The sequence below is a fragment of the Polyangium mundeleinium genome, from assembly GCF_028369105.1.
GTDB lineage: Bacteria > Myxococcota_A > Polyangia > Polyangiales > Polyangiaceae > Polyangium > Polyangium mundeleinium.
In genome coordinates, this window is sequence record NZ_JAQNDO010000001.1 from 9,094,442 (window position 1) to 9,119,110 (window position 24,669).

At 69.4% G+C, this 24,669-nt stretch carries 20 protein-coding genes; 4 read left to right on the forward strand and 16 right to left on the reverse strand.

Features of this window, described 5'->3' with window-relative positions:
* Position 1: 1 nt before the first annotated feature.
* The 3 genes from POL67_RS36050 to POL67_RS36060 are packed head-to-tail and all read right to left on the reverse strand — an operon-like array spanning position 2 to position 3,922.
* Positions 2-1,231, reverse strand: coding sequence for a tetratricopeptide repeat protein (locus tag POL67_RS36050; protein ID WP_271925168.1), 1,230 nt, complete (start codon positions 1,229-1,231; stop codon positions 2-4).
* Complete coding sequence (locus POL67_RS36055) at positions 1,231-2,793, reverse strand: SpoVR family protein (RefSeq protein WP_271925169.1); 1,563 nt, start codon at positions 2,791-2,793, stop codon at positions 1,231-1,233. Before POL67_RS36055 ends, POL67_RS36050 begins: the two co-directional genes overlap by 1 nt.
* Positions 2,794-2,812: 19 nt before the next feature.
* Positions 2,813-3,922 (reverse strand): DUF444 family protein, encoded by a 1,110-nt coding sequence (locus tag POL67_RS36060; RefSeq protein WP_271925170.1) that lies wholly within the window; start codon positions 3,920-3,922, stop codon positions 2,813-2,815.
* Positions 3,923-4,203: 281 nt separating this feature from the next.
* Here POL67_RS36060 and POL67_RS36065 point away from each other — a divergent pair, with 281 nt between their 5' ends.
* Together POL67_RS36065 and POL67_RS36070 are read left to right on the forward strand one after the other, a co-directional pair.
* Positions 4,204-5,889, forward strand: a complete 1,686-nt coding sequence (locus POL67_RS36065) for a hypothetical protein (protein ID WP_271925171.1) — start codon at positions 4,204-4,206, stop codon at positions 5,887-5,889.
* A gap of 148 nt (positions 5,890-6,037) precedes the next feature.
* Complete coding sequence (locus POL67_RS36070; protein WP_271925172.1) at positions 6,038-6,196, forward strand: hypothetical protein; 159 nt, start codon at positions 6,038-6,040, stop codon at positions 6,194-6,196.
* Here the strand turns inward: POL67_RS36070 and POL67_RS36075 are convergent, their stop codons facing one another.
* From POL67_RS36075 to glnE, 5 genes are all read right to left on the reverse strand, one after another.
* Positions 6,197-6,703 (reverse strand): hypothetical protein, encoded by a 507-nt coding sequence (locus tag POL67_RS36075; protein ID WP_271925173.1) that lies wholly within the window; start codon positions 6,701-6,703, stop codon positions 6,197-6,199.
* A 451-nt stretch (positions 6,704-7,154) separates the two neighbouring features.
* Complete coding sequence (locus POL67_RS36080) at positions 7,155-8,480, reverse strand: flotillin family protein (protein ID WP_271925174.1); 1,326 nt, start codon at positions 8,478-8,480, stop codon at positions 7,155-7,157.
* Complete coding sequence (locus POL67_RS36085; RefSeq protein WP_271925175.1) at positions 8,477-9,844, reverse strand: flotillin family protein; 1,368 nt, start codon at positions 9,842-9,844, stop codon at positions 8,477-8,479. Before POL67_RS36085 ends, POL67_RS36080 begins: the two co-directional genes overlap by 4 nt.
* Before the next feature lie 74 nt (positions 9,845-9,918).
* Complete coding sequence (locus tag POL67_RS36090; RefSeq protein ID WP_271925176.1) at positions 9,919-10,521, reverse strand: NfeD C-terminal domain-containing protein; 603 nt, start codon at positions 10,519-10,521, stop codon at positions 9,919-9,921.
* A 305-nt stretch (positions 10,522-10,826) separates the two neighbouring features.
* Positions 10,827-13,802, reverse strand: a complete 2,976-nt coding sequence (gene glnE, locus POL67_RS36095; protein ID WP_271925177.1) for a bifunctional [glutamate--ammonia ligase]-adenylyl-L-tyrosine phosphorylase/[glutamate--ammonia-ligase] adenylyltransferase — start codon at positions 13,800-13,802, stop codon at positions 10,827-10,829.
* 190 nt (positions 13,803-13,992) lie between these two features.
* On the opposite strand from glnE, the gene POL67_RS36100 reads away from it, so the two are divergent.
* A complete protein-coding gene (locus tag POL67_RS36100) occupies positions 13,993-14,658 on the forward strand; it encodes a metallophosphoesterase family protein (protein ID WP_271925178.1) in 666 nt (221 codons plus the stop codon).
* Positions 14,659-14,796: 138 nt separating this feature from the next.
* Positions 14,797-15,726, forward strand: coding sequence for a GGDEF domain-containing protein (locus tag POL67_RS36105; RefSeq protein WP_136967543.1), 930 nt, complete (start codon positions 14,797-14,799; stop codon positions 15,724-15,726).
* Between the two features lie 47 nt (positions 15,727-15,773).
* Here POL67_RS36105 and trpA read toward each other — a convergent pair whose 3' ends face one another.
* From trpA to fni, 8 genes are all read right to left on the reverse strand, one after another.
* On the reverse strand, positions 15,774-16,601 hold the full coding sequence (gene trpA / locus POL67_RS36110; protein WP_271925179.1) for a tryptophan synthase subunit alpha: 828 nt from the start codon (positions 16,599-16,601) through the stop codon (positions 15,774-15,776).
* Entirely contained in the window at positions 16,601-17,803 is a 1,203-nt protein-coding gene (trpB, locus tag POL67_RS36115; RefSeq protein ID WP_271925180.1) for a tryptophan synthase subunit beta, read from the reverse strand. Before trpB ends, trpA begins: the two co-directional genes overlap by 1 nt.
* An 83-nt stretch (positions 17,804-17,886) precedes the next feature.
* The gene (locus POL67_RS36120) at positions 17,887-19,989 is read right to left on the reverse strand and encodes a M13 family metallopeptidase (RefSeq protein WP_271925181.1); all 2,103 of its coding nucleotides are present in this window, start codon (positions 19,987-19,989) and stop codon (positions 17,887-17,889) included.
* Between the two features lie 138 nt (positions 19,990-20,127).
* Positions 20,128-21,552: a right-handed parallel beta-helix repeat-containing protein gene (locus tag POL67_RS36125; RefSeq protein ID WP_271925182.1), complete on the reverse strand. Its 1,425-nt coding sequence runs from the start codon at positions 21,550-21,552 to the stop codon at positions 20,128-20,130.
* Positions 21,553-21,565: 13 nt separating this feature from the next.
* Positions 21,566-22,237 carry a phosphoribosylanthranilate isomerase gene (locus POL67_RS36130; RefSeq protein ID WP_271925183.1) on the reverse strand — a complete coding sequence of 224 codons (672 nt, stop codon included), beginning with the start codon at positions 22,235-22,237 and terminating at the stop codon, positions 21,566-21,568.
* Positions 22,234-22,611: a response regulator gene (locus POL67_RS36135; RefSeq protein ID WP_136928355.1), complete on the reverse strand. Its 378-nt coding sequence runs from the start codon at positions 22,609-22,611 to the stop codon at positions 22,234-22,236. The genes POL67_RS36130 and POL67_RS36135 overlap by 4 nt, the downstream gene beginning before the upstream one ends.
* A gap of 3 nt (positions 22,612-22,614) precedes the next feature.
* Positions 22,615-23,469 carry a GAF domain-containing protein gene (locus tag POL67_RS36140; RefSeq protein WP_271925184.1) on the reverse strand — a complete coding sequence of 285 codons (855 nt, stop codon included), beginning with the start codon at positions 23,467-23,469 and terminating at the stop codon, positions 22,615-22,617.
* Between the two features lie 84 nt (positions 23,470-23,553).
* Positions 23,554-24,651, reverse strand: a complete 1,098-nt coding sequence (gene fni, locus POL67_RS36145; RefSeq protein WP_271925185.1) for a type 2 isopentenyl-diphosphate Delta-isomerase — start codon at positions 24,649-24,651, stop codon at positions 23,554-23,556.
* Positions 24,652-24,669 lie beyond the last annotated feature (18 nt).

Here is a 24,669-nt window from a genome sequence, read left to right on the forward strand (position 1 = left end):
GTCAGCGTTTGTCCGGCGAACCGGCGCCGCTGCCTTTCTCGATCGCCGAGAGCTCGAGGAGCACGGCCTTGACGCGCGGATCCTCGGGATCGAGCGCCTGGGCTTTTTCGTACGCCTCGCGCGCCTCCACGAGCTTGCGTTGCTTGGCGAGGGCATTGCCGAGGTTCACCCACGCGCTTACGAGCGCCGGATCGAGCGCGAGCGCCTCGCGGTAGATGACCTTCGCGCGTTCGAGGTCGCCCTTCTGCGCCATCGCATACCCGAGGTTCGAACGGTACGTGGCGCGGCGCGGATCCCGCGCGACCGCCGTCTCCAGGCACCGGATCGCGCGATCCGTGTCGTTCAGGGTCAGCAGCGCGGTGCCGAGGTCGTTCTGCACGCGGGCATCGTTCGGGGCGAGGCGCGCGGCGCGCTCGTACGCGCGGACGGCCTGTTCTCGCCGGCCGAGCGCGAGCAGCGCGGTGCCCAGGTTCGTCTGTCGTTCGGCCACGCCGGGCTCGATTTCGGCGGCGCGTTCGAGCTCGCGGACCGCCGGTTCGAGTTGCCCCGTGGCAACGAGCCCGACCCCGAGCGCGGAGTGCGCCTCGGCGTCGTTTGGCGCGAGCTCGGCGGCCTTGCGCAAGGCCGCGAGCGCGGAATCCGCGCGGCCGAGGACGAGGAGCGCGCGGCCGAGCTCGAGGTGCGCCGGCGCGTAGGAGAGCTCTTTTTGAAGGACGCCTTCGAGATCCTTCACCGCCTGGATCAATCCGGGGTGCGTGGGCGCGGCGCCGTAATCGACGGGCGCGTCCTCGGCGGAGAGGCGCGTGCGGACGAGCCCGACGATCGGCGCGGGATCCTTCGGCGCGAGCGTCTTCGCCTTCTTGTACGCCTTCTCCGCCGCTGAAAAATCCCCCCGCGCGTGCGCCTCGTCGCCCTCGGCGAGCGCCTTGTCCGCGGGCGTCCCCGTCCCGCGCGCGAGCTTCGCCGGCGGCGGCTGCGCGGCTTCCTCGCTGGAAACGGGCGCATCGAGCGGGACACCGGAGCCCGGAGACGGCGCCGCGGGCGCGGAAGCGGACGCAGAAGCAGGCACGGGAACGGTTGCGGACGTGGGTACGGAAGCGGCTACAGAAACACTTCCATAAGTGACAGGCGGCAGCGGCTCGGGAGGCGGCGGAGGGGGCGGCGTGGCGGGGCCGCAGGCGGCGAGGATCACGAGCGTGATCACGCCACCGCGGCTGGCTCGAATCTTCATCACAACTTGTACGGGGTCATCGAATGCTCTTTGCCGTCATAACGCAGGAGCACGGGCTTGTTGTCGAGCCGCGTCGCCACGGCCACAGGCCGCTTCCAGCAGCGGACGAGCGAGACGAGCGTCTCACGCGCGTAATCGGCCCGCAGGTCGACGCCGCCGTGCTGGTGCTCGAGGAGCAGCTCGCCGCGGTTCTGGTGGTTCGCGTCGATCACGCGGATGTAGGGATCACCGAAATTCGTGAGCGAAAAGAGGAGCTTTTCCTTCACGTCGCGGAACTGACGGCTCTCGATCTCGAACCGATCATTTCGCCCCGAAAAACCGAACGTGTAGAGCTTCTGCTCCAGCACGAAATCGGGGGTCAAGAACTCGTCGATGAACGTCACGTCATTGTAGAGCGCGCGGACCTGGAAGATCTTCTGGCGACCGAGGCCGAGGCGCATGTCCCAGCTCCGCTTCGCGTCGAGATCGTTGCACTCCTCCCACTCGCGGCCGAAGCGCCCCTTGTTCCAGCGATCCTCGATGTACCGGAAGAGCTCGACCCCGACCTTGTACGGGTTCAGCCGCCCCGGCGCCGTGGCCATGACGCCCGCGTTGTTGTCGGCGTAATCGATGATCTCCGAGGCATCGAGGATCTTCTCCGTGAGGATCTTCGAATGCCAGTACGCCGCCCAGCCCTCGTTCATGATCTTGGTCTGGCGCTGCGGCACGAAATAGAGGGCCTCGTCGCGGATGACCTCCAGAACGTCGCGCTCCCAGCGCTCCAAAGGCGCGTGATCGAGCAGGAAGCCGAGCACGTCCCGCTCCGGCCGCTCGGGGACCTTGCGCTCGGGTTTGTCCCTCGCGAGCTGCTTCTTCTTGGCCTCGATGTACTCCTCCGGGTTGATGAAGGATTCCATGTACTCCTTCGCCCGGAGCCGCGGCACCTCGATCGGCTTCTCGTCCTCCTCCTCATCGCCCTTCTTCGTCGTCCCGCGGCCCGAAAACGGCTGCCACGGATCGATGAGGTTCTCCAGCGAGAGGCATCGATCGATGAAATCCTCGACCTTGTTGATCCCGTGCCGCTCGATGTGCCGCGCGACGCGCGCGCCGTGGTTCGCCATCTTGTCGATCCAGCGCCGATCAGGGTCGTAGGGGCTCGTCTTGCGCACCGGATCGATGATGTTTCCCTTTTGATCGAGGTCGGTCGAGCGGAAGCAGAAGTTGTTCTTGAAGAAGTCCACGTGCGCGTACACGTGGGCCATCACGAGCTTCTGATCCGTGAGCGAGTTCCCTTCGAGCAAATAGGCGTACGAGGGGTTGTTGTTGATGACCATCTCGTAAATCTTCGAGAGGCCATATTCGTAGCTTTTCGAAAGCTGCTCGTACTCCATGCCGTACCGCCAGTGCGGATACCGGCTCGGGAAACCGCCGTACGCGGCGATCTCGTTCATCTGGTCGTACGTCAGGATCTCGAAGATCACGGGGAAGAAGTCGAGGCCATACTCGCGCGCCACGGCCTCGACGCGCTCCTGCTCGGCCCGCAGGTAGCGGGGGAGCGCGGTGTTCAGCGCAAACTTGCTCATCTCGCCTCTACGCCCCCTCTCACTTCCCCTTGCCCAGGAAATCCTTGATGCTCCCCACGATCCCGTCCTTGTCCCGGATCTCGCTCGTGACGACGCGCTCGTCCCGCCCGAAATGCTCGCGCAGATCCTTGATGAACTGGCCCGAGCCGTACGGGCTCTCGACCTGACCGTACGCGAACATGTTCGCGCGCGGCAAAACCTTGTTTTTCAGGACGTCCACGCACGCGAGCGTGTCATCCATCGACCAGTTGTCCCCGTCCGAGAAATGGAACGGATAGATGTTCCACTCGTCCGGCGGATAATCGGCGTCGATGATCTGCGAGCAGAGCTTGTACGCGCTCGAGATCATCGTGCCGCCCGACTCGCGCGTGTGGAAAAACGTATCCCGATCGACCTCGCGCGCGACCGCGTCGTGGATGATGAACCGCGATTCGAGCCCCTTGTATTGCTTCGTCAGCCACGCGTCGATCCAGAAGGACTCGATACGAACGATCTCCTTCTGCTCGTCGCCCATCGAGCCCGAGACGTCCATCATGTAGATGATGACCGCGTTCGCGACGGGCTCGGTGACCGTCTTCCACGATCGATATCGTTTGTCGTCCGGGACGGGCACCACGACCGGTTTGTCGTGCTGGAACGTTCCGCTCGCGATCATGCGCTTCAGCGCCTCGCGGTACGTGCGCTTGAAATGGCGCAAGGACTCGGGGCCGACGCGCCGGATCCCCGAATACCGATCGTGCGCATTCGAGATCTTGTTCTTGCCCTTGTCCTGGATGTCCGGCAGTTCGAGCTCTTCGCCCAGGATGGCCGCGAGCTCGTCGAGCGTGACGTCGACCTCGAGGATGTGCTCCCCCGCGTCGCTGCCAGCTTGCCCTTGCCCGGGCTGCTTCTCGTCCCCGCCGTGGATCGGGTCGCCAGGGTTGCCATCCCCCTGCCCCACGCCCCCCCGCTGCTTGTCCCCGTACCGGAACCGCGGGATGTCGATATGCGGGATCGGGATCGATACGAGATCCTTGCCCTTGCGCCCGACGAGCTCGCCTTGCGAGATGTACTTGCGCAGGTTCTGCCGGATCCTCCCGCGGACGATCTGGCGAAAACGGCCGTGGTCCTGGTCGATCTTCAGCGACACCCCGGAAGTGTAGCAGATCCGATCCAAAGGAGGCCCTTTCTGCCCGACGAACTGCGCGGCCGCCAAGCACATTCCCCGCACGTCCAGCCTGGTCCACGCATGCCCACGCCGCTCCGCCCGCGCGCTCGATCGTCGGGTCGCTCACGCGCGCTCGATGCGCGGCCGTTCCGCGCGTGGAACAAGCGTTCCGTGATCGGCGCGATCCAGCGGCGAATTGGGCGTCCAGGACAGCGCCTGTGATACGCTCCCAGATGATGTCGCGGGGCACTTATTCCATAAGGATGCTTTGGTTCGTGCTGTCGCTCGTGGCCCTCGGATGCGGGGGGCGGGCGGAGCTGCTCGGACCAGGACAAGGCGAGGGCGGCCAGGGCGGCCAGGGCGGCCAGGGCGGAGGCATTCCCTGCCTCGAAGACGGGAGCCCCTGTCAGGGCGGAAGCCCCTGCTGCAACGGCACCTGCGAGAACGGGGTTTGCGGCCCGTCGACCTGCCTGCCCGACCAGGCGCCTTGCACGGACGCGAGCGAGTGCTGCGCCGGCATCTGCGCGAACGAGCGCTGCGGCTTCAATGAGTGTTCCCCCGACGGCTTCGGCTGCGTCTCGGGCCTCGATTGCTGCAGCGGCATCTGTCAAAACAGCGTCTGCGGGTTCGGCCCGTGTTTGCCGAACGGTGCGAGCTGCGTCGAAGGCGGCCAGTGCTGCGGCGGCGGCTGCTTCCAGGGCCTCTGCAGCAACGCGTGCCTGCCCGACGGCTCGGCCTGCTTCGAGAACATCCAGTGTTGCAGCGGCGCCTGCAACGACGGCAGCTGCGGCTTCAACCCGTGCGTGCCCGACGGCGAGAAGTGCATGTCGGGCTTCGACTGCTGCAACGGCTCGTGCATCAACGGGGTCTGCGGCATCGGGCAGTGCACGGGCAACGGCCTCATGTGCAGCTCGCCCGACGAGTGCTGCTCCGGCCTCTGCTCGAACGGCGTTTGCCTCGGCAAGCCCTGCTCGCACGACGTCTGCGTGGTCGGCCCCGCGCTCGATCCCGGCTGCGGGCCGTGCGCCGCGTCGATCTGCCAGCTCGACCCGTTCTGCTGCAACGCGAACTGGGACGGGCTCTGCGTGAACGCCGTGGACTCGCTCTGCGGGCTGAACTGCGGCGAGTGCACGGAGGACGGCCTGCCGTGCATGTTGGGGGATCAGTGCTGCTCGCAGGTCTGCAACGCGAACGGGACGTGCGGCCCGCTCGTCTGCGCGCCCGACGGCAAGGTCTGCAAGACCGGCGCCGAGTGCTGCACCGGGCAGTGCTCGAACGGCGTCTGCGGTCCGCCGGTCTGCAAGCCGAACGGCGTGCCCTGCATGCTCGCCGGCGAGTGCTGCACGAACCAGTGCTCGAGCGGCGTCTGCGGTCCGCCGGTCTGCAAGCCCGACGGCCAGATGTGCGCGGGCGCCGGCGAATGCTGCACGGGCCTCTGCTCGGACGGCGTCTGCGGCCCGCCCAAGTGCCAGCCCGACGGCAACGGCTGCATGACGGCCGGCGAGTGCTGCACGGGCGTCTGCACGAACGGCGTCTGCGGCAAACCCGTCTGCCAGCCGGACGGCGTTCTCTGCAACGTGCCGGGCGATTGCTGCTCGGGGCTCTGCTCGGACGGCGTTTGCGGCCCGCCCAAGTGCCAGCCCGATGGCGCCATGTGCATGAACAGCGCCGCGTGCTGCACCGGGCAGTGCACGAACGGCATCTGCGGCGCGCCCGCCTGCCCGTCGGACGGCAGCGTGTGCGGCAACTGCGTGGCGCAGAGCTGCTGCAACCAGCTCCAGAACTGCATCAACAACCCCACCTGCCAGAACAACGTGCAGTGCTTCCTCACGTGCGTGGCCGGCGGATCGAGCCCGGGCCCGTGCTTCTTCCAGTGCGTGAACAGCCCGCAAGCCGTGCAGCTCCTCGTCTGCCTCGGCTCGAACTGCGGCCAGGGCACCTGCTTCTAGTCGTGCCCGCCTCGCCTGCCCGGATCGCCGCGGCGTTTTCCCTCCTCGTCTCGCTCCTCAGCACGGAAAACGCCGCGGCCGAGCCGCCTTCCCGCGCGGAGTCCGCGCTCCTCCACGACCTCGTCTACGCCCGAGCGCCAGCGGCCGCGTGGGCGTGTCGATCGGCGTCTCGACGTTGCGGATCCGCCGCATCATGCCGTGGGCCGGCCTGCACCTCTCCGCGGAGTACTACCCGGCAAACGACGTGCGCGGGACGATCACCGTGATCAAAGGCGGCGGGCGCGTGGGCTTCGGCTGGGATTTTTAGCTACCGGGAGAACGAGAGGCCCCACCACGCGATCACGCGCGGCGCGCCGCCCTGATCGAAGATCACGGGGCCCATGCCGATGCCGGGCGCGATGGAACGCAGCTCGTCGCGGAGCGCTCGCACAGGCCACGCATGCCCCTGCGCAGGATCGTCGTACCGGAACACGAGCGTCGGCCCGCCGTCGAGCGACGACTCGGCACGCTCGACGCGAAACGGCGCGACGCGGCGGCCCCCCTTGAGGAGGTTCCACCCGATCTCGCTCTCGATGGCCTTGCCCTCCCACGGCAAGAGATCCGAGGCGAGGAGGCGAACGAGGCTCCGGACCGCGAGGAACGCGCCGGGCGCCGCGACGAGCGCGAGCACGCGGCCACGGCCCTCCCCGATGGCCGAGGGATCAAGGACACTCCCGGCCGCATAGATACGGCGGAGCGACTCGGGATGCGCGCCGACGAGCTCGTCGAGCGACCGAACCTTCGAGACGACGCGACCATGCTCCACTGCCTGCATGAGCCGCAGGTTGCATGGTTTCGGAACGTGCAGCAACGCGGAAGGGTCGCATCTGGGGGCCGTTGCGCTGGGGCGTTGGCCCAGGCCCCACCCGGGGCTGTCCGCCCCGGGACCCGGACCAGCGCAAGCGCTGGACTCGGGGTCGATGAACTGCGCGATGCGCAGTTCATCGAACAGCCGCGGGCAAGACCGGCGACGACCCTGCCAGCCAAGACCGCGGCGCTGCAGGTTCAACCCGCAGCGTGTGGTTCAACCAGCAACGTGCCCGTCGCCGGATTGGAACCACCTCCATGGTCTTGCCACCGGCTCGTTGGAAGAACTGCGCGGAGCGCAGTTCTTCCACCTCGGTCCAGGCCGTGCCTGGTCCGGGTCGAGGGGCGGATAGCCCCCGCGGGGTCCGGGGCAGCGCCCCGGCGCAACGGCTGCGGGATGAAACCCCGGGGGGGTGAGGTCAGGCGCGGGGCGTGCGGCCCGGCGGAGGCGTGCTCCGCGAAGGGACCTGCTGAGGCAGCGGCGGCGGCGCGGCCGCGAGGGCGGGTGCAGGCGCGCTCGTGCCGAGGCGACGCGCGACTTCCGTGAGATCCAGCCCCGTGGCCGCGCGGATCTGCTCGGACACGGCGATCGCCTTGCGCGCGAGCGAGGCGTCGTCGCCCGACGGGAGCACCGAGAGCGTGCCGATCTTCGTCGGCGTGCGGGCGCCCGCGATGTGCGGCAAGAGCGGCATCATCTGCTGGAGCGCGAGGATCTCCAGCGCGCCCGGCCCGGCCTTGCGGATCTCGTCGACGATGCGGTGCAGCGCCTCGGCCTCCGCCTTGCCGAGCTCGATGATCTTCGCCGCGTCGCCGCGCGCTTGCTCTTCGAGGTTCCGCCGCTCGGCGTCGTGGGGCTGGATCACGTCGGCGAGGAGCTGCCGCTCGACCTGGAGCGCGCGGGCCTTCTGGCGGTTGATCTCCGCCTTGACCTGCGCGATCTGCGCGAGCACCTGGCCCTTGGCCTCCTGGATCATGGCCTCGCGACGGCTCAACGCGTCCTTCACGCGCTTCTCCGTCTCCTGCCGCGCGATGGCGAGGTCCGCGTCGATCTTGGCGACCTCGCTCCTCGCCCAGTTCTCGGCCTTCTGCTCGGCCGACTCGGCTTGTGTCCTCGCCTCGACGATGCTCGCGTCCATGCGCACGCTCGCGCCGCGCATGCGGCCGATCGAGTTCAGGTAATTCGCGTCGTCGGCGACGTTCTGGATCTTCAGCGTGTCGAGCACGAGGCCCATGCGCTGCATGTCGTGCTCGGCCTCTTCGAGCAGCTTGTCGGCGAACGCGGTCTTGTCCTGGTTCACCTGCTCGGGCGTGAGCTGCGCGAGCACGCCGCGGACGTTGCCTTCCAGCGTCTCGCGCGCGATCGCCGCGATCTCGTCGCGCGACTTGCCGAGGAAACGCTCGACCGCGTTCGAGAGCCGCGGCTCCTCGCCCGGCAGTTTCACGTGCGCGACGCCTTGCACGTTGAGCGGGATGCCGCCCTTCGAGTAGGCGCCCTTCACGGAGATATCGACCGGGATGTTGTTGAGATCCATCCGGTCGACCCGCTCGAGCAGCGGGATGCGCACGGCGCGACCGCCACGCACGGAGCGATAGCCCACCGCGCGCGAGCCCACTTGATGCGACCCGCCCGAGAGGATGAGCACCTCGTTCGGCGAGCTCACGAGCAGGAGGTTCTTCAGCGTGTAGATGACGAAGCCCACCACGACGAACGCGGTGAGACCGAGGACCATGATGATCTGGATCACGAAGCCCTCCCGTGCGATCCGAGGATCTGCTGGATGTCGATGCCCATCGCGCGCCCCGTCTCCTGCAGGACACGCGTCACCGCGGCCGGGTACGCCGCGACGAGCGCGCTGAACGCCTCGACATCGTTGCCCGCCACCACGTTGACCTCGCCAATCTGCGTCTGCGCCACGCGCGCCGCCGCGGCCGTCACGAGCTGCCGCAGCTGCTGAAGCACGTACGCGTCCTTCGCGAGTTGCCCCGCGGCCGCCCACTCCTGCGCCACGAGACGGAGCGCCTCGGCCGTCGCCTTGCCGTTCTCCACCGTGGGCGCCGCCTCGCCGCGCGCCTTGAGCTCCTGCGCCTTGCGGTTCGCCTCGGCCGGCAGGATGACGTCACAGTTGAGGCGAAGTTTCTCGAGCTCGGCGCGCAACGCCTGGAGCTCCTGCTCGGCCACGGCGCGCTCGGTCTCGGCCGCGATCTCGGCCTCGTTCTCGATCTGCTTCGCCTCCGCTTCGAGCTTCGCGCCCTCGGCGCGGTAGTTGTTGCGGCTCTGCACGATCACCGTCTCGGCGCGCTTCGCCGCCGTCTCGGCTGCCTGCCGCGCCGCCGCCTGCGCCTCGGCCACGGCCTGGTTCGCCGCGTTCTCGGCGTTCGCCGCGTCGCGCAGCATCGTCGCGATCCGGCCGCGGCCGAGGTTCGCGAGGTAGTGCTGGTCATCGGAGACGTGCTGCACCTTGAGCACGTCGAGCTCGAGCCCGAGCTTGTCGAAGTCGTCGCGCGCGTTCTCCACGAGCGTCTCGGCGAACTTCAGCCGATCCTCGTTCACCTCCTCGGGCGTGAGCTGGGAGATGACCTCGCGGAGCACGCCTTCGAGCGTCTGCTGCGCGGCGATGGCGATCTGCGTGGGCGAGGTGCCGAGGAAACGCTCGACGGCGTTGCGCACGGCGGTGTCGTTGCTCGCGATCTTCACGTTCGCGATTGCGTGCACGCTGAGCGGGATGCCGCCCTTCGAGTAGGCGTTGTGCACCTGGACCTCGACAGGGAAGAGCCGCATGTCCATGCGGGCCACGCTCTCGAGGAAGGGCACGCGGAAGCCGCGTCCGCCGTGCAGGATCTTGTAACCGCTCACGGTGCCGTCGGGCAGGACGTGCTTGCGGCCGCTGAAGACCAGGATCTCGTTCGGCCGGCAGATGAACAAGAACTGCCGGAGGACCGCCACGAAGATCCCGAAGAGCAGGATGATGCCGCCCGCGGCGAGCAGCACGAAGACGGCTTGATCGAGGTCGGGCGTCCCCATGCCCGAGGCCCCGCTGGTGGAAGGGCGCGTGCGCCGCTGCGCGTCGATCGACGCGAAGAGGACACTGCCGAGATGATGATACCCCATGCGGCGAGCGTAGCAGGCAAGCCGGCACGCCCGGTGCGTGATCGGACACGCGATCACGCGATTTCAGCCTCCGGCTAGGCGAGCTCGGAGGGGCGCCGCGACACGCGCGCCACGTCACCTTCCACGTCCTCCACGAGGACGTGGTCGCCGCGCGCGATGTCCTCGCCGTCGCTGCGGGCGAGCAGGTCGACGCTCTGCCCCTTCAAAACAATACGAATCTTGCCGACCTTGTCCTTGCCGACGGGCACGAGCACACGCCCGACCGAGCCGCCGGCGTGGGTGACGTCCGCCGACGTCGACGCGGATCCTTGGGACACAAAACGAAACGCGAGCTGCGCGAAGAGGCCCGACGAGAGGCCGGAGCCCGCCGCCAGCACGAAGATCACGACGGGCCCTGCGAGCGCGAAGAAGTGCAGGAGCGAGCCCGACATGCCGAAACCGAGCAACGTGAACACCCAGAACCGGAGCGAGAGGAAAAAGGCCACGAGGTCGCTCGCGCCGGTGCCCCCGGTCGTGGCGAGCGCCTTGCCGGAGACGTCCTTCGCGAGGTCCTTGCCCCCGCCTTCGCCCGCGTCGTGCCCGTCACCGCCATCGGCGTCGCCCTTGCCCCCCGAGACGATCTGCACGAGCAAGATGCCCAAGCCCACGACCAGGGAGAAGAGGTAGACGAGGCCCATCGACGAGAGAGTATCTCGTCCACAAGCCCAAACGATACGGATCGGCACCCGGGAGAGCGGAACGGTGATCCGAACGATGCGGATCGGCGCCCGGGGAGGCGCTCCGCAAGTTACGGAGCGGCGACGCGGCCGCCGGGGAGGCGAGCGCGACGATGCGGAGCGACGACCCGGCCGCCGCGGAGGCGAGCGCAACGATGCGGAGCGACGACCCGGCCGCCGCGGAGGCGCGCGCAACGATGCGGAGCGACGACCCGGGCGCCGCGGAGGCGAGCGCGACGATGCGGAGTGGCGACCCGGCGGTCGCGCTAGCTCCCGCGCAGCACGGCTTCGTACACCGCGCGCACGCGGCCCGTGACTTCCCGGTACCGCGCGAGCAGCTCTCCGGCGGCCTGCGCGCCCGGGCGATCACGAATGCCCATCCGCCGCGCCAGAGGCCAGAGGCCCGGCGCGCTCTCTTCGAGCAGGTGCGAGGCGTCGGCGTGCACGATACGGATGCGGCCGCCGAGCTTGCGCAGGAACGCATACCCGTCCCGCAGCGCCTCGGCCTGCTCCGGCGTGAGCTTGCCCGACGCCGCGAGCGCTTCGATCGCGAGCGCCGTCTCCGTGGTGCGGACGCCCGGATCCGCGCCGCTGAGCATCTGCAGGAACTGCACGCAGAGCTCGATCTCGAAGAGCCCGCCGCGTCCGAGCTTGAGATCGTACCGGCCGCGCCGCTCCAGCGAGAGCTCCTGCTCCATGCGTCCCCGGAGCCGGCGGAGCTCCTCGGCGACCTGCGCAGGATCCCCCGGCATCGCGTAGGCCGCCGCGTGCGCGATCTCGATCGCCCGCGCCCCGAGCTCGACGTCCCCCGCGACGGCGCGCGCCCGCAAAAGCGCGAGGCGCTCCCAGGCCGCGGCCTCGACGTGCGGCGTGTCCGGCCCCTTCGCGTGGTAGCGCGCGAAGGCGTCGATCGACGTGACGAGCAAGCCCTGGTTGCCCGAGGGCCGGAGGCGCGTGTCGAGCTCGTAGCCGGGCCCGGCCGGGTGCAGGATCGAGATCAGGCGGATCACGCGGCGCGCCGAGCGCGCGAAAAACGCATCGGGATCTGCGCCGGCCGGGGCCTTCTCCGGATCGAAGAGGAAGAGGACGTCGAGGTCCGAGCCGTATCCGATCTCGCGCCCGCCGAGCGTGCCGACGGCGAGCACGGAGAGGCCACGCACGGGCTCGCCTTCGGGCGTGCCGAGCGCGTGCCGCATCGCCGCTTCGAGCGATGCATCCGCGAGCGCCGAGAGCACGTACCCGACCTCGCGCGGGCCAAGCTCGCTCGCGAGATCCGCGAGGCCCACGTCAATCACGACACGCGCCTTCGCCTGGCGGAGCGCGCCGACGAGCTGCTCGTCGGGATCCTCGTCCACCGCCGCGGCTTCGCGCTTGGCCTGATCGAGCTCCGCGCGCGCGGACGCGGGCGTCGGGACACCACGCGCGAACAAGATGCGATCGCCGTGCTCGGGGTGCTGCACGAGCGCCTCGGCGAGGAACGCGCTGCCCCCGATGGCCTCGACGAGCCTGCGCACGAGGCGCGGCTCGTCGCCGAGGAAACGCAGGTACACGCCGGGATGACGGAGCCGCGCGAAGAGCCTGCGCAGCGTGCGCGCGGCCTGCTCGGGATCGGCCGCGTCGGCCACGGCGTCGAGGACCGCTTCGCCGAGGCGCGGATACGCCTCGCGGCTGCGCGCGCCGAGCACCGCGTCCGGGCGGCGCGAGAGATCAAAAAGATCCCGCGCGACGTCGCCCCATCGCTCCACCGCTTCGAGCGCGTCCGGCACTTCGGGCGTCGCGGCGGGCAAGGAGAGCTCTGCGACGCGGCGGAAAGCAGCCTCGAACGCCGCGGCGTCGCCGTCGTCGAGCGCGGCGAGGGCCTCGGCCCAGCGGGAGGGTACGGGCGCGCCGTCGGGCACGAGCGAGCGGAAACGCGCTTCCACGCGGCCGAGGTGCTTCGCGAGGTCGACCTCGAACGCCTCGGCCGACGCGAAGCCGAGCACCCGCGCGAGCCTGCCGGCGGACTCGGCGTCCGCGGGCCACACGTGCGTTTGCTGGCCCGTGGCGAGCTGCACGGCGTGCTCGGCGCGGCGGAGCGCGAGGTACGCCTCGGCGATCTCGCGTGCCTCGCGATCCGTCACGAACCCGGCCGCGCGCAGACGCCGGAGGCCGTCGAACGTGCCCCGCGCGCGGAGGCGCGCCTCGCGGCCGCCCCATACGAGGAGGAGCGTCTGCACGAAAAACTCGGCCTCGCGGATGCCGCCCGATCCGAGCTTCAGATCCCGCCCCGGCTCGCGGGAAAGCTCGGTCCGCGCGCGCTGCACGAGCTTCGTCATCTCGACCGCGATCGTCGGATCGACGCGCCTCCGCCACACGAAGGGCTCGAGCGCGGCGAGCATCTCGTCGCCGAAGTCGAGATCCCCTGCGATGGGCCGCGCGCGCACGAGCGCCGCGCGCTCCCACGTCCGCCCGAACGACTCGTAGTACCGCTCGGCCGCGGCGAGCGAGTTGACGAGCGGCCCGCCTCGCCCCTCGGGCCGCAGGCGAAGATCCACGCGCCACACGAAGCCGTCCGCGGTCACGTCCTCCAGCGTCGCCGTCACGCGCCGCGCGACGCGCGTCCAGAAGTCGTGCAGCGGCAAGAGCTCGCCGCCGCCTTGCGCGCACCCGCCCTCGTCCGTGTCGTAAAAGAACACGAGATCGACGTCGGATCCCACGTTGAGCTCGCCCCCGCCGAGCTTGCCCATGCCGAGCACCACGAACCGCGCGGGGGCGCCGCTCTCGCGCCGCGGAGGACCGAAGCGCGACGAGAGCTGCGTGATCGCGTCCTTCACGGCCGCGTCGATCGTCACCTCCGCGAGCGCCGCGATCTCCTGCGACGTCACGTCGACATCGGCGCCCCCGAGCGAAGGCGGCAAGAGCTCGCGCAACGCCACGCGGATCCGCTCTTCCCGCGCGAACCGCCGGAGCTCCCGCGCCACCCGCTCGCCGTCGTCACCCTCCCCGAGCCGCGCCCGAAGCCGCGCGGCGAGCCCTGCGCGATCCCGCGCGGCCTGGTGCCCCTCGGCGGCGATCGTCTCGACGATCTCGGGCGCCACTTCGAGCGCGGGGGCGAGGGCCGGATAAGCGCTCGCGAGCAGCACGGCGAGGGCAAACCCGACCGTGCCGGGCTCGAGCCGCTCGGCGAGGCGCGCGGCGTAGATCTCGGCGCGGCGACGATCAATCCGCTGCGCGAGGGCGAGGAGCCGGGAGCGGCGGAGCATCGGAAGGCCGCAACGTAGCAGCGACGCGCGCCTTCCGCTTGGGGGCGACGCTCAACATGCCCGCGGATCCGCGTTTTTTTCCTTCCTCGCGTCCGCGTCGAGCAGGCGGGGCGGACGTGTTCACGACTCTCCCGCCCCTCGGCCTCGATGCGCCTTGGCGAGGCTCCGCCCACCTCCTATGCTCCGCGACGTGCGTCTCCTCTGCCTGTCCGACATTCATGGACGCGCGGATGCGCTCTCCGCCGTACTCGCGGTGGCCGAGCGTCGCGGCTACTCGAAGATCCTCGTCGCCGGGGACCTCTGCTTTCCCGGCCCCGATCCGCTCGAGACGTGGCGCCGGCTCACGCAGATCCAGGCCATCCTGGTCCAGGGCACCGGCGATCGCGCGCTCGCGACGCTCGACATCAGCAAGGTCGTCCCGAAGAGCCCCCACGAGCGCTCGCGGCTCGATCGCCTCTCCTCGGTGCGCACCGAGCTCGGCCAGCTCATCCTCGCGCGGCTGGGAAGGCTTCCGACGACCCATCGGATGAACCTCGAGGACGGCAGCGAGCTCTTGCTCGTGCACGGATCCCCGGTCGATCCGTTCGAGCCGTTCTGCCACGACATGACGGACGAGGAGATGGCGGCCCTGCTCGGCGACGACCCGGCCGACGTGATCGTCTGCGGCGGCTCGCACGTGCCTTTTGATCGCATGGTGCAGGGCGTACGGATCGTGAACGTGGGCAGCGTCGGCGAAGCCCCGGGCGGCGAGGGCGCAGGGCAAGGCTTTTCGCACGCCGACGTCACGCTGCTCGAAACCAGCATCGCCGGCGTCGAGGTCGAGCAGATCGCCGTCCCGCTCGGGAAGGCGGCTTAGAGCGGGCGTGGCAAACGAGCCGCCCCTCCGGTCGGCTGGCTTTCTTTCAATCCCTTGGAACTCCGAGAAACCACCCAAGCCTGCACGGTTCACCGTTCCCAAGCGACGGCGTGCAGCGCTATGATGTAGTTTGGCAGCATGAACAGCGGGCCGCCTGACGACGATATCGAAGCCACGCGGGTCGCCCACGTGAAGGAGCTCCAGGACGAGCTCAGGGCTCGATCGCAGCGTGATCGCGCCTATCTCATCGTGCTCGTCGGCTCGAACGTCGGCGAGATGTTCGAGGTCGAGTTTCCTGAGACCGTCCTGGGCCGCGGGGCAAACGCCACGGTGCGTCTGAACGACGACGGCATCTCACGTCGGCACGCGCGGCTCGTCCGCGCCGGCAACGACGTGGTGCTGGAGGATCTCAACAGCTCGAACGGCACCTCGGTGAACGGCGAGAACATCAGCCAGCGCATCCTGCGCGACGGCGACAAGATCCGCCTGGGATCGACCACGATCCTCAAGTTCACCTACCACGACCACCTCGACGTCAGCTTCCAGCAGCAGATGATCGACGCGGCGCTGCGGGACGGGCTGACGAAGGCGTTCAACAAACGCTACTTCCTGAGCCGCCTGGAGACCGAGATCGCCTACGCGAAGCGGCACCGCGCGCCGCTCTCGCTCGTGATGTTCGACGTCGATCACTTCAAGCGCGTGAACGACACGTACGGTCACCTCGCCGGCGACTACGTGCTCACGAAGATCTCGAAGCTGACGATGAACACGGTGCGGACCGAGGACGTCTTCGCGCGTTACGGCGGCGAGGAGTTCGGCGTGATCTGCCGCGGCGTGTCGCTCGGCAACGCGGGCATCCTCGGCGAGCGGCTGCGCTCGGCCGTGGAGACCGCGTCGTTCGAGCACGAGGGGACGCGCATCCCCATCACGATCAGCGTCGGCGTCGCCGCGAGCCCGGATCTGCCGGTGGAGACGCCCGAGCAGCTCATCGCCGCGGCCGACGAGGCGCTCTACCAGGCGAAGCGGACGGGCCGAAACCGCGTCCTCCTGAAGCACGGGACAGGCTAGAGCATCGACAGGCTAGAGCATCGACCGGTTGCAGACCGATCGATGTCCTAGTCGAGCGCGCGCCGGAGTTCGCTGACGAAGGTGCGGACGGCGCGTCGCTGTTCGTCGCCGCTCGCAGCTTGCTCGATATGCCGCGCGAGGGCGGTGCCGACGACGACGCCATCCGCGCCGCCGGTCGCCTCGCCCGCCGCGAGCTTCGCGCTCGCGCCGCTGTCGATGCCGAAGCCCACGAGCACGGGCCGGTCGAACGCGCGGCGCATCCCCTCGGCGTCACGCGCGGCCGCGGCGAGATCCGACGGGCTCGCCCCCGTCACGCCGGTCATCGAGATCGAATACACGAACGCGCGCGGCGCGCCGTCGAGCGGCGTGGAAGCGCGCCGGATCGCCTCGATCCGCGCCGCGTGGCTCGTCGGCGAGACGAGCGGCACCACGCCGAGCCCCTCGGCCGCGCACGCGCCCCGGAGCGGCGCCGCCTCCTCGGGAGGCAGATCCACGACGAGCAACGCGTCCACGCCGGCCGCGCGCGCGAGCCGCGCGACCCGCGCCTCCCCCGCGACGAGCACGGGGTTGTAGTACGTGAACAACACGAGCGGCACCTCCGAGCGAGCGCGCACGCGCGACGCGACGTCGAGCACACGTTCGAGCGTCGCGCCCGCCGCGATCGCTCGTTGCGCCGCGCGCGCGAGGGTCGGGCCGTCGGCCGTGGGATCACTGAACGGCACGCCGAGCTCGAGCATGTCGGCGCCCGCGTCGATCGCTTCGAGCGCGAGGAAGCCCGACGCTTCGAGCGACGGATCGCCGACGCAGAGGTACACGCAGAGCGCCTTGCGGCCCGCGCGCCGGAGCTCGACGAAGCGCTGATCGATCCGGTGCATCACTTCCCTCCGCCGTAGGCCGTGATCGTGTCCAGGTCCTTGTCGCCGCGACCCGAGAGGCACACGAGGATCCGCGCGGGCCGTCCCCGCGCCTCGGCCTCGCGCCGCGCGATCGGCCCGAGCGCGGCGAACGCGTGCGCGGTCTCCAGCGCGATCACGATGCCCTCCGCGCGCGCCACCTCGCGCGCCGCATCCAGCGCCTCCGTGTCGGTCGCGGAGACGTACGTCGCGCGCCCCGTGTCGCGGAGCCGCGCGTGCTCCGGCCCCACGCCTGGATAATCGAGCCCCGCGCTCACCGAGTGCGCCTCGATCACCTGCCCCGCGTCGTCGCAGAGCACGTACGTCTTCGCTCCGTGCAGCACGCCGACGCGCCCGCGCGAGAGTGTCGCCGCGTGCTTGTCCGTCTCGAGCCCGAGCCCCGCGGCCTCGACGCCGTAGAGCGACACGCTCGAATCCCCCTCGAACGCCTTGAAGATCCCGATCGCGTTCGAGCCGCCGCCCACGCACGCGACGACGGCGTCCGGCAGCGCCCCGCGATCGAGGCACGACGCGCGCGCCTCGTCACCGATGATCCTTTGCAGCGACGCGACGAGCGTCGGATACGGATGCGGCCCCGCCGCGCTGCCGACGCAGTAGTACGTCGTGCGCACGTTCGTCACCCAGTCGCGCAGCGCCTCGTTCATCGCGTCCTTCAGCGTCCGCGACCCCGACGCCACCGGCACCACGCGCGCCCCGAGCAGCCGCATGCGCGCGACGTTCGGCGCCTGCCGCTCCATGTCGAGCGCACCCTGGTAGACCTCGCACGAAAGGCCCAGGAGCGCCGCCGCCGTCGCCGTCGCCACGCCGTGCTGCCCTGCGCCCGTCTCCGCGATGATCCGCGTCTTGCCCATCGCCTTCGCGAGCAAGAGCTGGCCGAGCGCGTTGTTGATCTTGTGCGCCCCCGTGTGACAGAGGTCCTCACGCTTGAGCAGGAGCTCCGCGATCGCCTCTCCGTCGGGATCGATCCGCCGCGCGAACCGCTTCGCCTCCGTCAGGGGCGTCGGCCGTCCGACGTAGCTCTGCAAGAGCCCGTGGAGCTCCGCCTGGAACGCCTGCGTCGGGAGGACCTCCTGCCGCGCCCGATCGAGCTCTTCGAGCGCGGGCACGAGCGTCTCTGCGACGAAGCGCCCTCCGAACGGTCCGAAGTAACCTGCAAAAAGCACGCGAAAAGCCTGCTCGCCCGTGTGTTACCGGGCGAGCAGGTCCTTCCTGAAATGGGCGTCGAGCGGCCCCCGTGGCGAGGAGGTCACCAGACGGAACAAACCTTGGCCGGGTGCATCGGCGTGCCCTCGGCGCACGAGAACGCCTGGGCGAACTCGGGCGTGTTCACGAGCGGACCGTTCACACGGAAGCGGGGCGCCGAGTGTGTGTTCGTCTTCGCGTGGAGCCGCGCGTACTCGTCGCGGCTCTTGGCGCACCAGGACTGCGCGTGCGCCAGGAAGAACTGCTGATCCTCGGTGAAGCCGCCGGCGACGGTCATGTTCGCCGCGCCCTTGCGCATCTCGCGGTAGGCCATGAACGCGAGCCGGAGGCCGCCGAGATCCGCGATGTTCTCGCCGAGCGTGAGCTTGCCGTTGAGCTTCACGCCGGGCAGCGGCTCGTACTTCGAGTACTGCTCCTCGACGCACGTCGTCTTCTTCTTGAAGAGCTCCCCGACGGCCGGCTCCCACCAGTTCTCGAGGTTGCCGTTGCCCGCGTACTGCGAGCCCTCGTCGTCGAAGCCGTGCGTGAGCTCGTGGCCCACGACCATGCCCATGCCGCCGAGGTTCACCTGGATCGCCGCCTTCACGTCGTAGAACGGCGGCTGCAGGATCCCGGCCGGGAAGACCATGTGGTTCTTCTGCGGATCGTAGTACGCGTTCACCATCGGAGGGCTCATCTGCCACTCCTCGCGATCGACGGGCTTGCCGATCTTGGCGAGCCTGCGCTTCTGCTCGAACGCGCCCGCGGCCATCGCGTTTTTCCCGTAGCTCTTGCGGTCGACCTCGAAGTCGTAGCTGCGCCACTTCCCCGGGTAACCGATGAGGTAGGCCATCGACGAGAGCTTGGCGAGCGCGCGCTCCTTCGTCTTGTCGTCCATCCAGTCGAGCGAGCGCACGCGCACGCCGAAGGCCTTGCTGATCTCCTGCACCATCTGCTCGGCGGCGCGCTTCGAATCGCCCGCGAAGTGGCTCGCCACGAACGGCTGCGCGACGAGCTCGCCGAGCGCGTGATCCGTGGCCTCGACGCAGCGCTTCCAGCGCGGCTTCTGCTCCTTCAGGCCGAAGAGGCGGGCGCGGAAGGCGAACGCCTCGTCGACGAACGGCTTCGACAGCTCGTCGGCCGACGCGCGCACGATCGTCCACGTCAGGTAGCTCTGCCAGACGTCGGCCTTCACGGACCCGAGCAGCTTGTCGATGCCCTCGAAGAAAGGGATCGACGTCAGGTTCGCCTGCTTCACGTCCGAGATCCCGAGCGCCTTGAAGTACGCGTCCCAAGGGAACGCCGGCGCCTTCTTGGCGAGATCCGCGCGGCTCACCATGTTGTAGATGCCCTTCGGATCGCGGCGCTCCACGCGCGTCTTCGAGACCTTGGCGATGTCGGTCTCGAGCGCGAGCACGTTCGCCGCGGCCTTCTTCGCGTCGGCCTCGGCGAGCCCGGCGAGCTTCAGCATGCGCTCGACGTGGGCCACGTAGTCGGCGCGGAGCTTCTTCGAGTCGTCGTCGTCCTTCGTGTAGTAGTCGCGGTCTGGCAGGCCGAGCCCGCCTTGATCGAGCGTGGCGATGACGCGCGTCGCGTCCCCGGGATCCTGCTCGCCCGAGATCCAGAACAGCGGGAAGATGCCCTTGGCGTGCAGGTCGTTGACGAGCGTGGTCACGTCCTTCGCCGAGGAGACCTTCCGCGCGCGATCCACGAGCGGCTTGATCGGCGTGATGCCCGCGGCATCCACGGCCGCCTCATCCATGCACGCGGCGTAGTAGTCGCCGATCTTCTTCGTCGTCGGATCGGGGTTCTTCGCCTTGCCCGCGTCCTCGAGGATCGTCTTCAGCGCGAGCTCGTTGCGCTTGTCGATCTCGCTGAAGCTCCGCACCCAGTTCGCCTCGTCGGAGGGGATCTCCGTGGCCTTGAGCCAGCCGCCGCAAGCGAACTGGTAGAAGTCCGTGCAAGCGTCGACGGACTTGTCGAGCGCGGCGCCGTCGAGGCCGACGCTCTCCAGCGAGACCTCGACGGGCGGCGGTCCCTTGTCGACGGGCGGAGCGACGGTGGGCACGGGGCCCGCGGTGTTGGTGATGGGCTCGGGCTTGGCCGAGCCACACCCAGCGAGGAGGGACATCGCCACGGAGGCGAAGGCGAGGGAAAGCGTGCGCATACGAGTCTCCGGTCGGGGGAGCGGCATCCTAGGACGAACCGCCGAGGTCGCAACGATGGACGTTGCTCCGAAGCCCGTGTGACCCCGCGAGCGCGCGTGAACCGGAGAGGATGTGGAGGGTGGTGTTCGAGACCGCGATCAGCGACGCGAGATTTCTACGCGCCGGCCCCTGCGCGCCGCGACGGCCGCGCCGATCACGAGGCAAGCGACCCAGCCGAAGGGGCCCTCGGAGCCGCCGACGACCCGGCAGCCGCAGCCCTCGTCCTCGCCGCCGCCCGTGCCGCCGCCATCACTTCCGCCCGCGCCTCCGCTTCCGCCGTCGCCTCCGCTGCCGCCCGCGCCGCCGCTTCCGCCGCCGCCTCCGTTTCCGCCGCCGCCTCCGCTCCCGCCCGCGCCTCCTTCCCCGCCGAGCTCGTAGGCGCCGATGTCGATCGTGCCGACCGTCGTGCGTATCGCGCCGTCGTACGGGTGCACGTAACTAATCTTGGGGGTCAAATCGATCCCGCCGCCCATCCCCGGCGCCTCGCCCGCGTCCACGCAGGGCGAGCCTTCCTTCAGCCGGTAGTTGAACCCGGCCTGGTCGACGAACATCGGGTCGCCCTGGAAGTTCTTCCCGAGGTTCGCGTTGCCCTGGTTCGTGAGCGTCCCCGGCCCGACGAAGATGTTGTTCCGGACGACCGCCGGGACGGCGCTTCCGCCGATATTGAGGAACGTGCCGCCGTTCGGGCGCTCGTTGACGAACGTGTTGTTCACGACGAAGAGCTCGGTGATCGGGTTCGCCCCGTTCGACTCGAGGCCATAAGCGACGAGCGAGCTGTTGTCCGTGTTCGGCCCCTGCTGGACGAGGTTGCCGATGAGGAACGTCAGGCCGCCGCTCGGAATGTCGATCTCGTAGCTGCCCGTCCCGTCCTCCTGCGTGAGGCGGTTGTAGAGCACGTGGTTCTCGAGCGCGCGGCTCTTCAGGAGGTGGCCGATCTTCGAGCCGTGCGAGTAGTTGTGCTGGAAGACGAACTTCTTGACGTGGTTGATGTAGAGGTTGTGCGACTGGCCATCGCCCGCGCCGTTGTTCGCGAACTCGCTGAACTCGATCAGGATCGTGCTGTTCGGGTTGTCGCCCGCGAGGATGCCGTTCTCGTTGTCGTGGAAGTAGCTGTTGCGGACCGTGAGGTTCGCGCCTTCCTGACGGATGCCCGCGCCGTTCTTGTCCGGGACCGCGGCGCCGGTGAACTCGATGTACTCGATCACCGTGTCGTTCCCCGCGATGACCCAGGTCGCCTTGCCGCCCGCGTTTTTCCCCGCCGCGTCGATCTTCGCGACCCCACCCACGCCGCGGATCAAGAGCCCATTCTTCGACCAGGAGCAAACATCGCCGCTGTAGTCCCCGGCCGCGTCGATGTGGATCCAGTCGCCGTCCTCCGCCGCTGCGATCGCCTGGCAAGGCGTCTCGTACGTCTTCCCCGGCCCCACGCTCAGCGTCCCCGCCGACGCCGTCGACGCCGCGAGCGCGCACGGCGCCGCGACGAGAACTGCCACGAGCCCCCTCGAAATTCTCCGCATCGTCATCACCAAGACCTCCTCACGCTTCGTCTGCGCCGTTCGCCGTTCGCGCGGCTTCCTGCGCCGCGCGCCGAGCTTCACTCACGAACGCGCGCATCTTGCGCTCGTCCTTGAGCCCTGGCGCGGATTCGACGCCGCTCGCGACGTCGACGCCCCACGGCCGCACGACGCGCACCGCCTCGGCGACGTTGTCGGGCCCAAGCCCGCCGGCGAGTAGAAGGCGCCGCGCGCGCGCGAGTTCGACGACGAGCGCGGGATCAACACGCACGCCCGTGCCCCCCTGCTGCCCCGGGACACGCGCGTCGACGAGCAGGAGATCCCCGCCGTACCGCGCCGCGAGCGCGACGTCCTCCGCGCCGCCGATGCGCAGCGCCTTGAACGCGCGCGGCCCGAGCGCGTCGATCACCTCGGGCGGCTCGTCGCCATGGAGCTGCACGCGATCGAGGCCGACCTCCACGACGAGCTCCGCGACGCGCGCCGGATCGAGATCGGCCACGACGCCGACGATCTCCACGCGCCCACGCGCCGCGCCCACGAGCGCACGCGCGAGCGGCACGTCGATACGACGCGGCGATCCAGAAACGAAGTTGAGGCCGATCATGTCGGCGCCCGCGGAGACGGCGGCCTCCACGTCGTCGATCCGCGTAAAACCGCAGATCTTGACGTGGAGGGCCGGGGGCGGCCGGTTCACTCGATGCCGAGGAGCTCTTTGACCTTGGCGATCACCTGAGGCGCCTGGATGGGCTTGGTGATGTACGCGTTCGCGCCGAGCTGGAGCGCGCGTTGCCGGTCTTCCTGCGAGCCCTCGGTCGTGATGATGATGATCGGCGTGTCCTTGTGTACCGGATCCGACCGGACACGCTTGACGAGCTTCAGCCCGTCCATGATCGGCATGTTGATGTCGGTGATGATGACGTCGTACTTCGTCGACGCGAGCTTGCGCAGGCCGTCGACGCCGTCGTCCGCCTCCGTGACGCGCAGGTTCTTGAGCCGCGCGAGCGCGAAGACCAAGAGCTGCCGCATCATGGGCGAATCTTCGACAATCAGGCAGGAGTACTCGGCCATCGATCAGTCCTCCAGGTCGAGGAACGCCTGTACACCAGGCACCTTGCGACCTGCATCGGTGAACAGCCGCGCGCTGACGAGCGCGAGGGCGGCCTGCGCGCCCAGGAGCCGGAACAGCTCACCGTCCTGGTCGTCGAAGGCCGTCTTTTGGGAAAGCGTCCCGAAGATGGCGATGACGCCGATGGGCTGGCCATCGATGAGCAGCGGTACCACCGCCGCGGGGCGCTCGACCGTGCCCTTCGAGACGTCATTCTCGGCGTCGTAGTACAGCTTGCCGGTGGAAAAAGCCCGCCCGATCGGGCCGTCGTCCACCGGTAGGGTCGCGATGTCGGCGAAGCTCTGGCCTTCCGTCGCCACCGCCACGAGCTCTTTCTTGTCGTCCGAGGCGATGTAGACACCGAACCGAGCCGCGCCGAGCAGCTGCGCCAGGAGCTCCTTGATGTTGCGGAGCACGTGGCGAACGTTCGTCGAGGAGTGAAGCTGCGAGGTCGCGACGTAGAGATTCGCGAGGCTCGCGAGCTCCGACTCCACCTCCTGATGGCGCGAGGTGTAGCGATCGCTCACCGCCTCCATCGCCACCGAGCGCTGGAGCAGCGCGTTCTTCTCCCCCTCGAGCGCCTCGATCTTCCGCACGAGATCCCGCATCGCCGTATCGCTGGCGAGGTGCGCGCGGAGCTTGCCGTTCTCGTTCTCGAGCTCCGAGAGCCGATCACGGAGACGCTCGTTCTCCTTCAGGACCTCTTCGGTCAACTGAGCGCCTTTGCGGAAGAACTGCTGGATGAACAAATCCCGCTCCCTTTTCAGGTCTTCCGGAGGCTGTTCGCTGGGCGCTTTGGATCGCCCTTCGTTGTCGCTCATCGTCTCCCTGGGATCTCCAGCGACCCGGACGGTAGCACGCCCGCCTCGCCGGCAGGAAGGCCCCTTCATATGGCCGGGCCAAGCTCATTTCTTCCGGGCGCCGGAGGCGAGGGCCGCCCAGCGCTCGAGATCCGGAGAAAGAAGGGTCGGCGTGCGCCGAAGGGCCCGTACGTCCCTCGCGCCCACGAGCAACATGACGGCACGGAGCTCGGACTCTACCTGGTCGAGGAAGGCGAGCGCACCATCCCGGCCCCCCGAATGAAGCGCCTGCAACACCGGACGAGCGATGCCCGCCGCGTGCGCTCCGAGGGCGAGGGCCTTCGCCACGTCGACGCCGCTCGCCACGCCGCCCGTCGCGATGATGCTCTTGAACCGCGGCCGCGCCTCGCGGGTGATCAGCACCGAGGCCGCCGTCGGCACGCCCCATTCCCGCAGCGTCATGCCGAGCGAGCGCTCCTGCCCCGTGGCGCGCGCCGTCTCCACCGCGACCCAGCTCGTGCCACCCGCGCCCGACACGTCCACGTGCCGCACGCCCGCCTTCGCGAGCTTCTTCGCGGTGCGCGGCCCGATCCCACAGCCCGTCTCCTTCGCGACGACCGGCACCGAGAGCTCCGCGACGAGCCGCTCGAGCGCCCCGACCACGCCCACGAAATCTCGATCCCCGCCCGGCTGCACGACCTCCTGCGCCGGGTTCAGGTGCACGCAGAGCGCGTCGGCGCCCACGGCCTCGACGAGCTCCATGACCTTCGCCGTCTCGAGGCTCTTGGCCTGCACGCCGCCGATGTTGCCGAGCACAAGCGTCGTCGGCGCCACGTCGCGCACCATGTACGTCTCGCGCGGCTCGCCCTTCAGGATCGCGCGCTGGCTGCCGAGGCCGAAGCCGTAGCCGCGCTCCTCGGCGATCCGCGCGAGCTCCCGGTTGATGCCCCGCGCGCGCTCGGTGCCTCCCGTCATCGCCGCGATCACGAGCGGCACGCGGAGCTTCTTGCCGAGCAGCTCGATCGACGTGTCGATGTCGTCGATCACGATCTCAGGCAGCGCGTCGTGCACGAGCTCGACGCCCTCGAACAGCGTCGTCTTCGCGCGGAACCCCACGTCGCCCGTGGCGCACAGGTCGATGTGGTCGGCCTTGCGTGAGGAAATCGGCGAGGCCTGGTGCGGGAGTGTCTGGAGTTCGGTCATTCGATCCGTCCGCCCCCT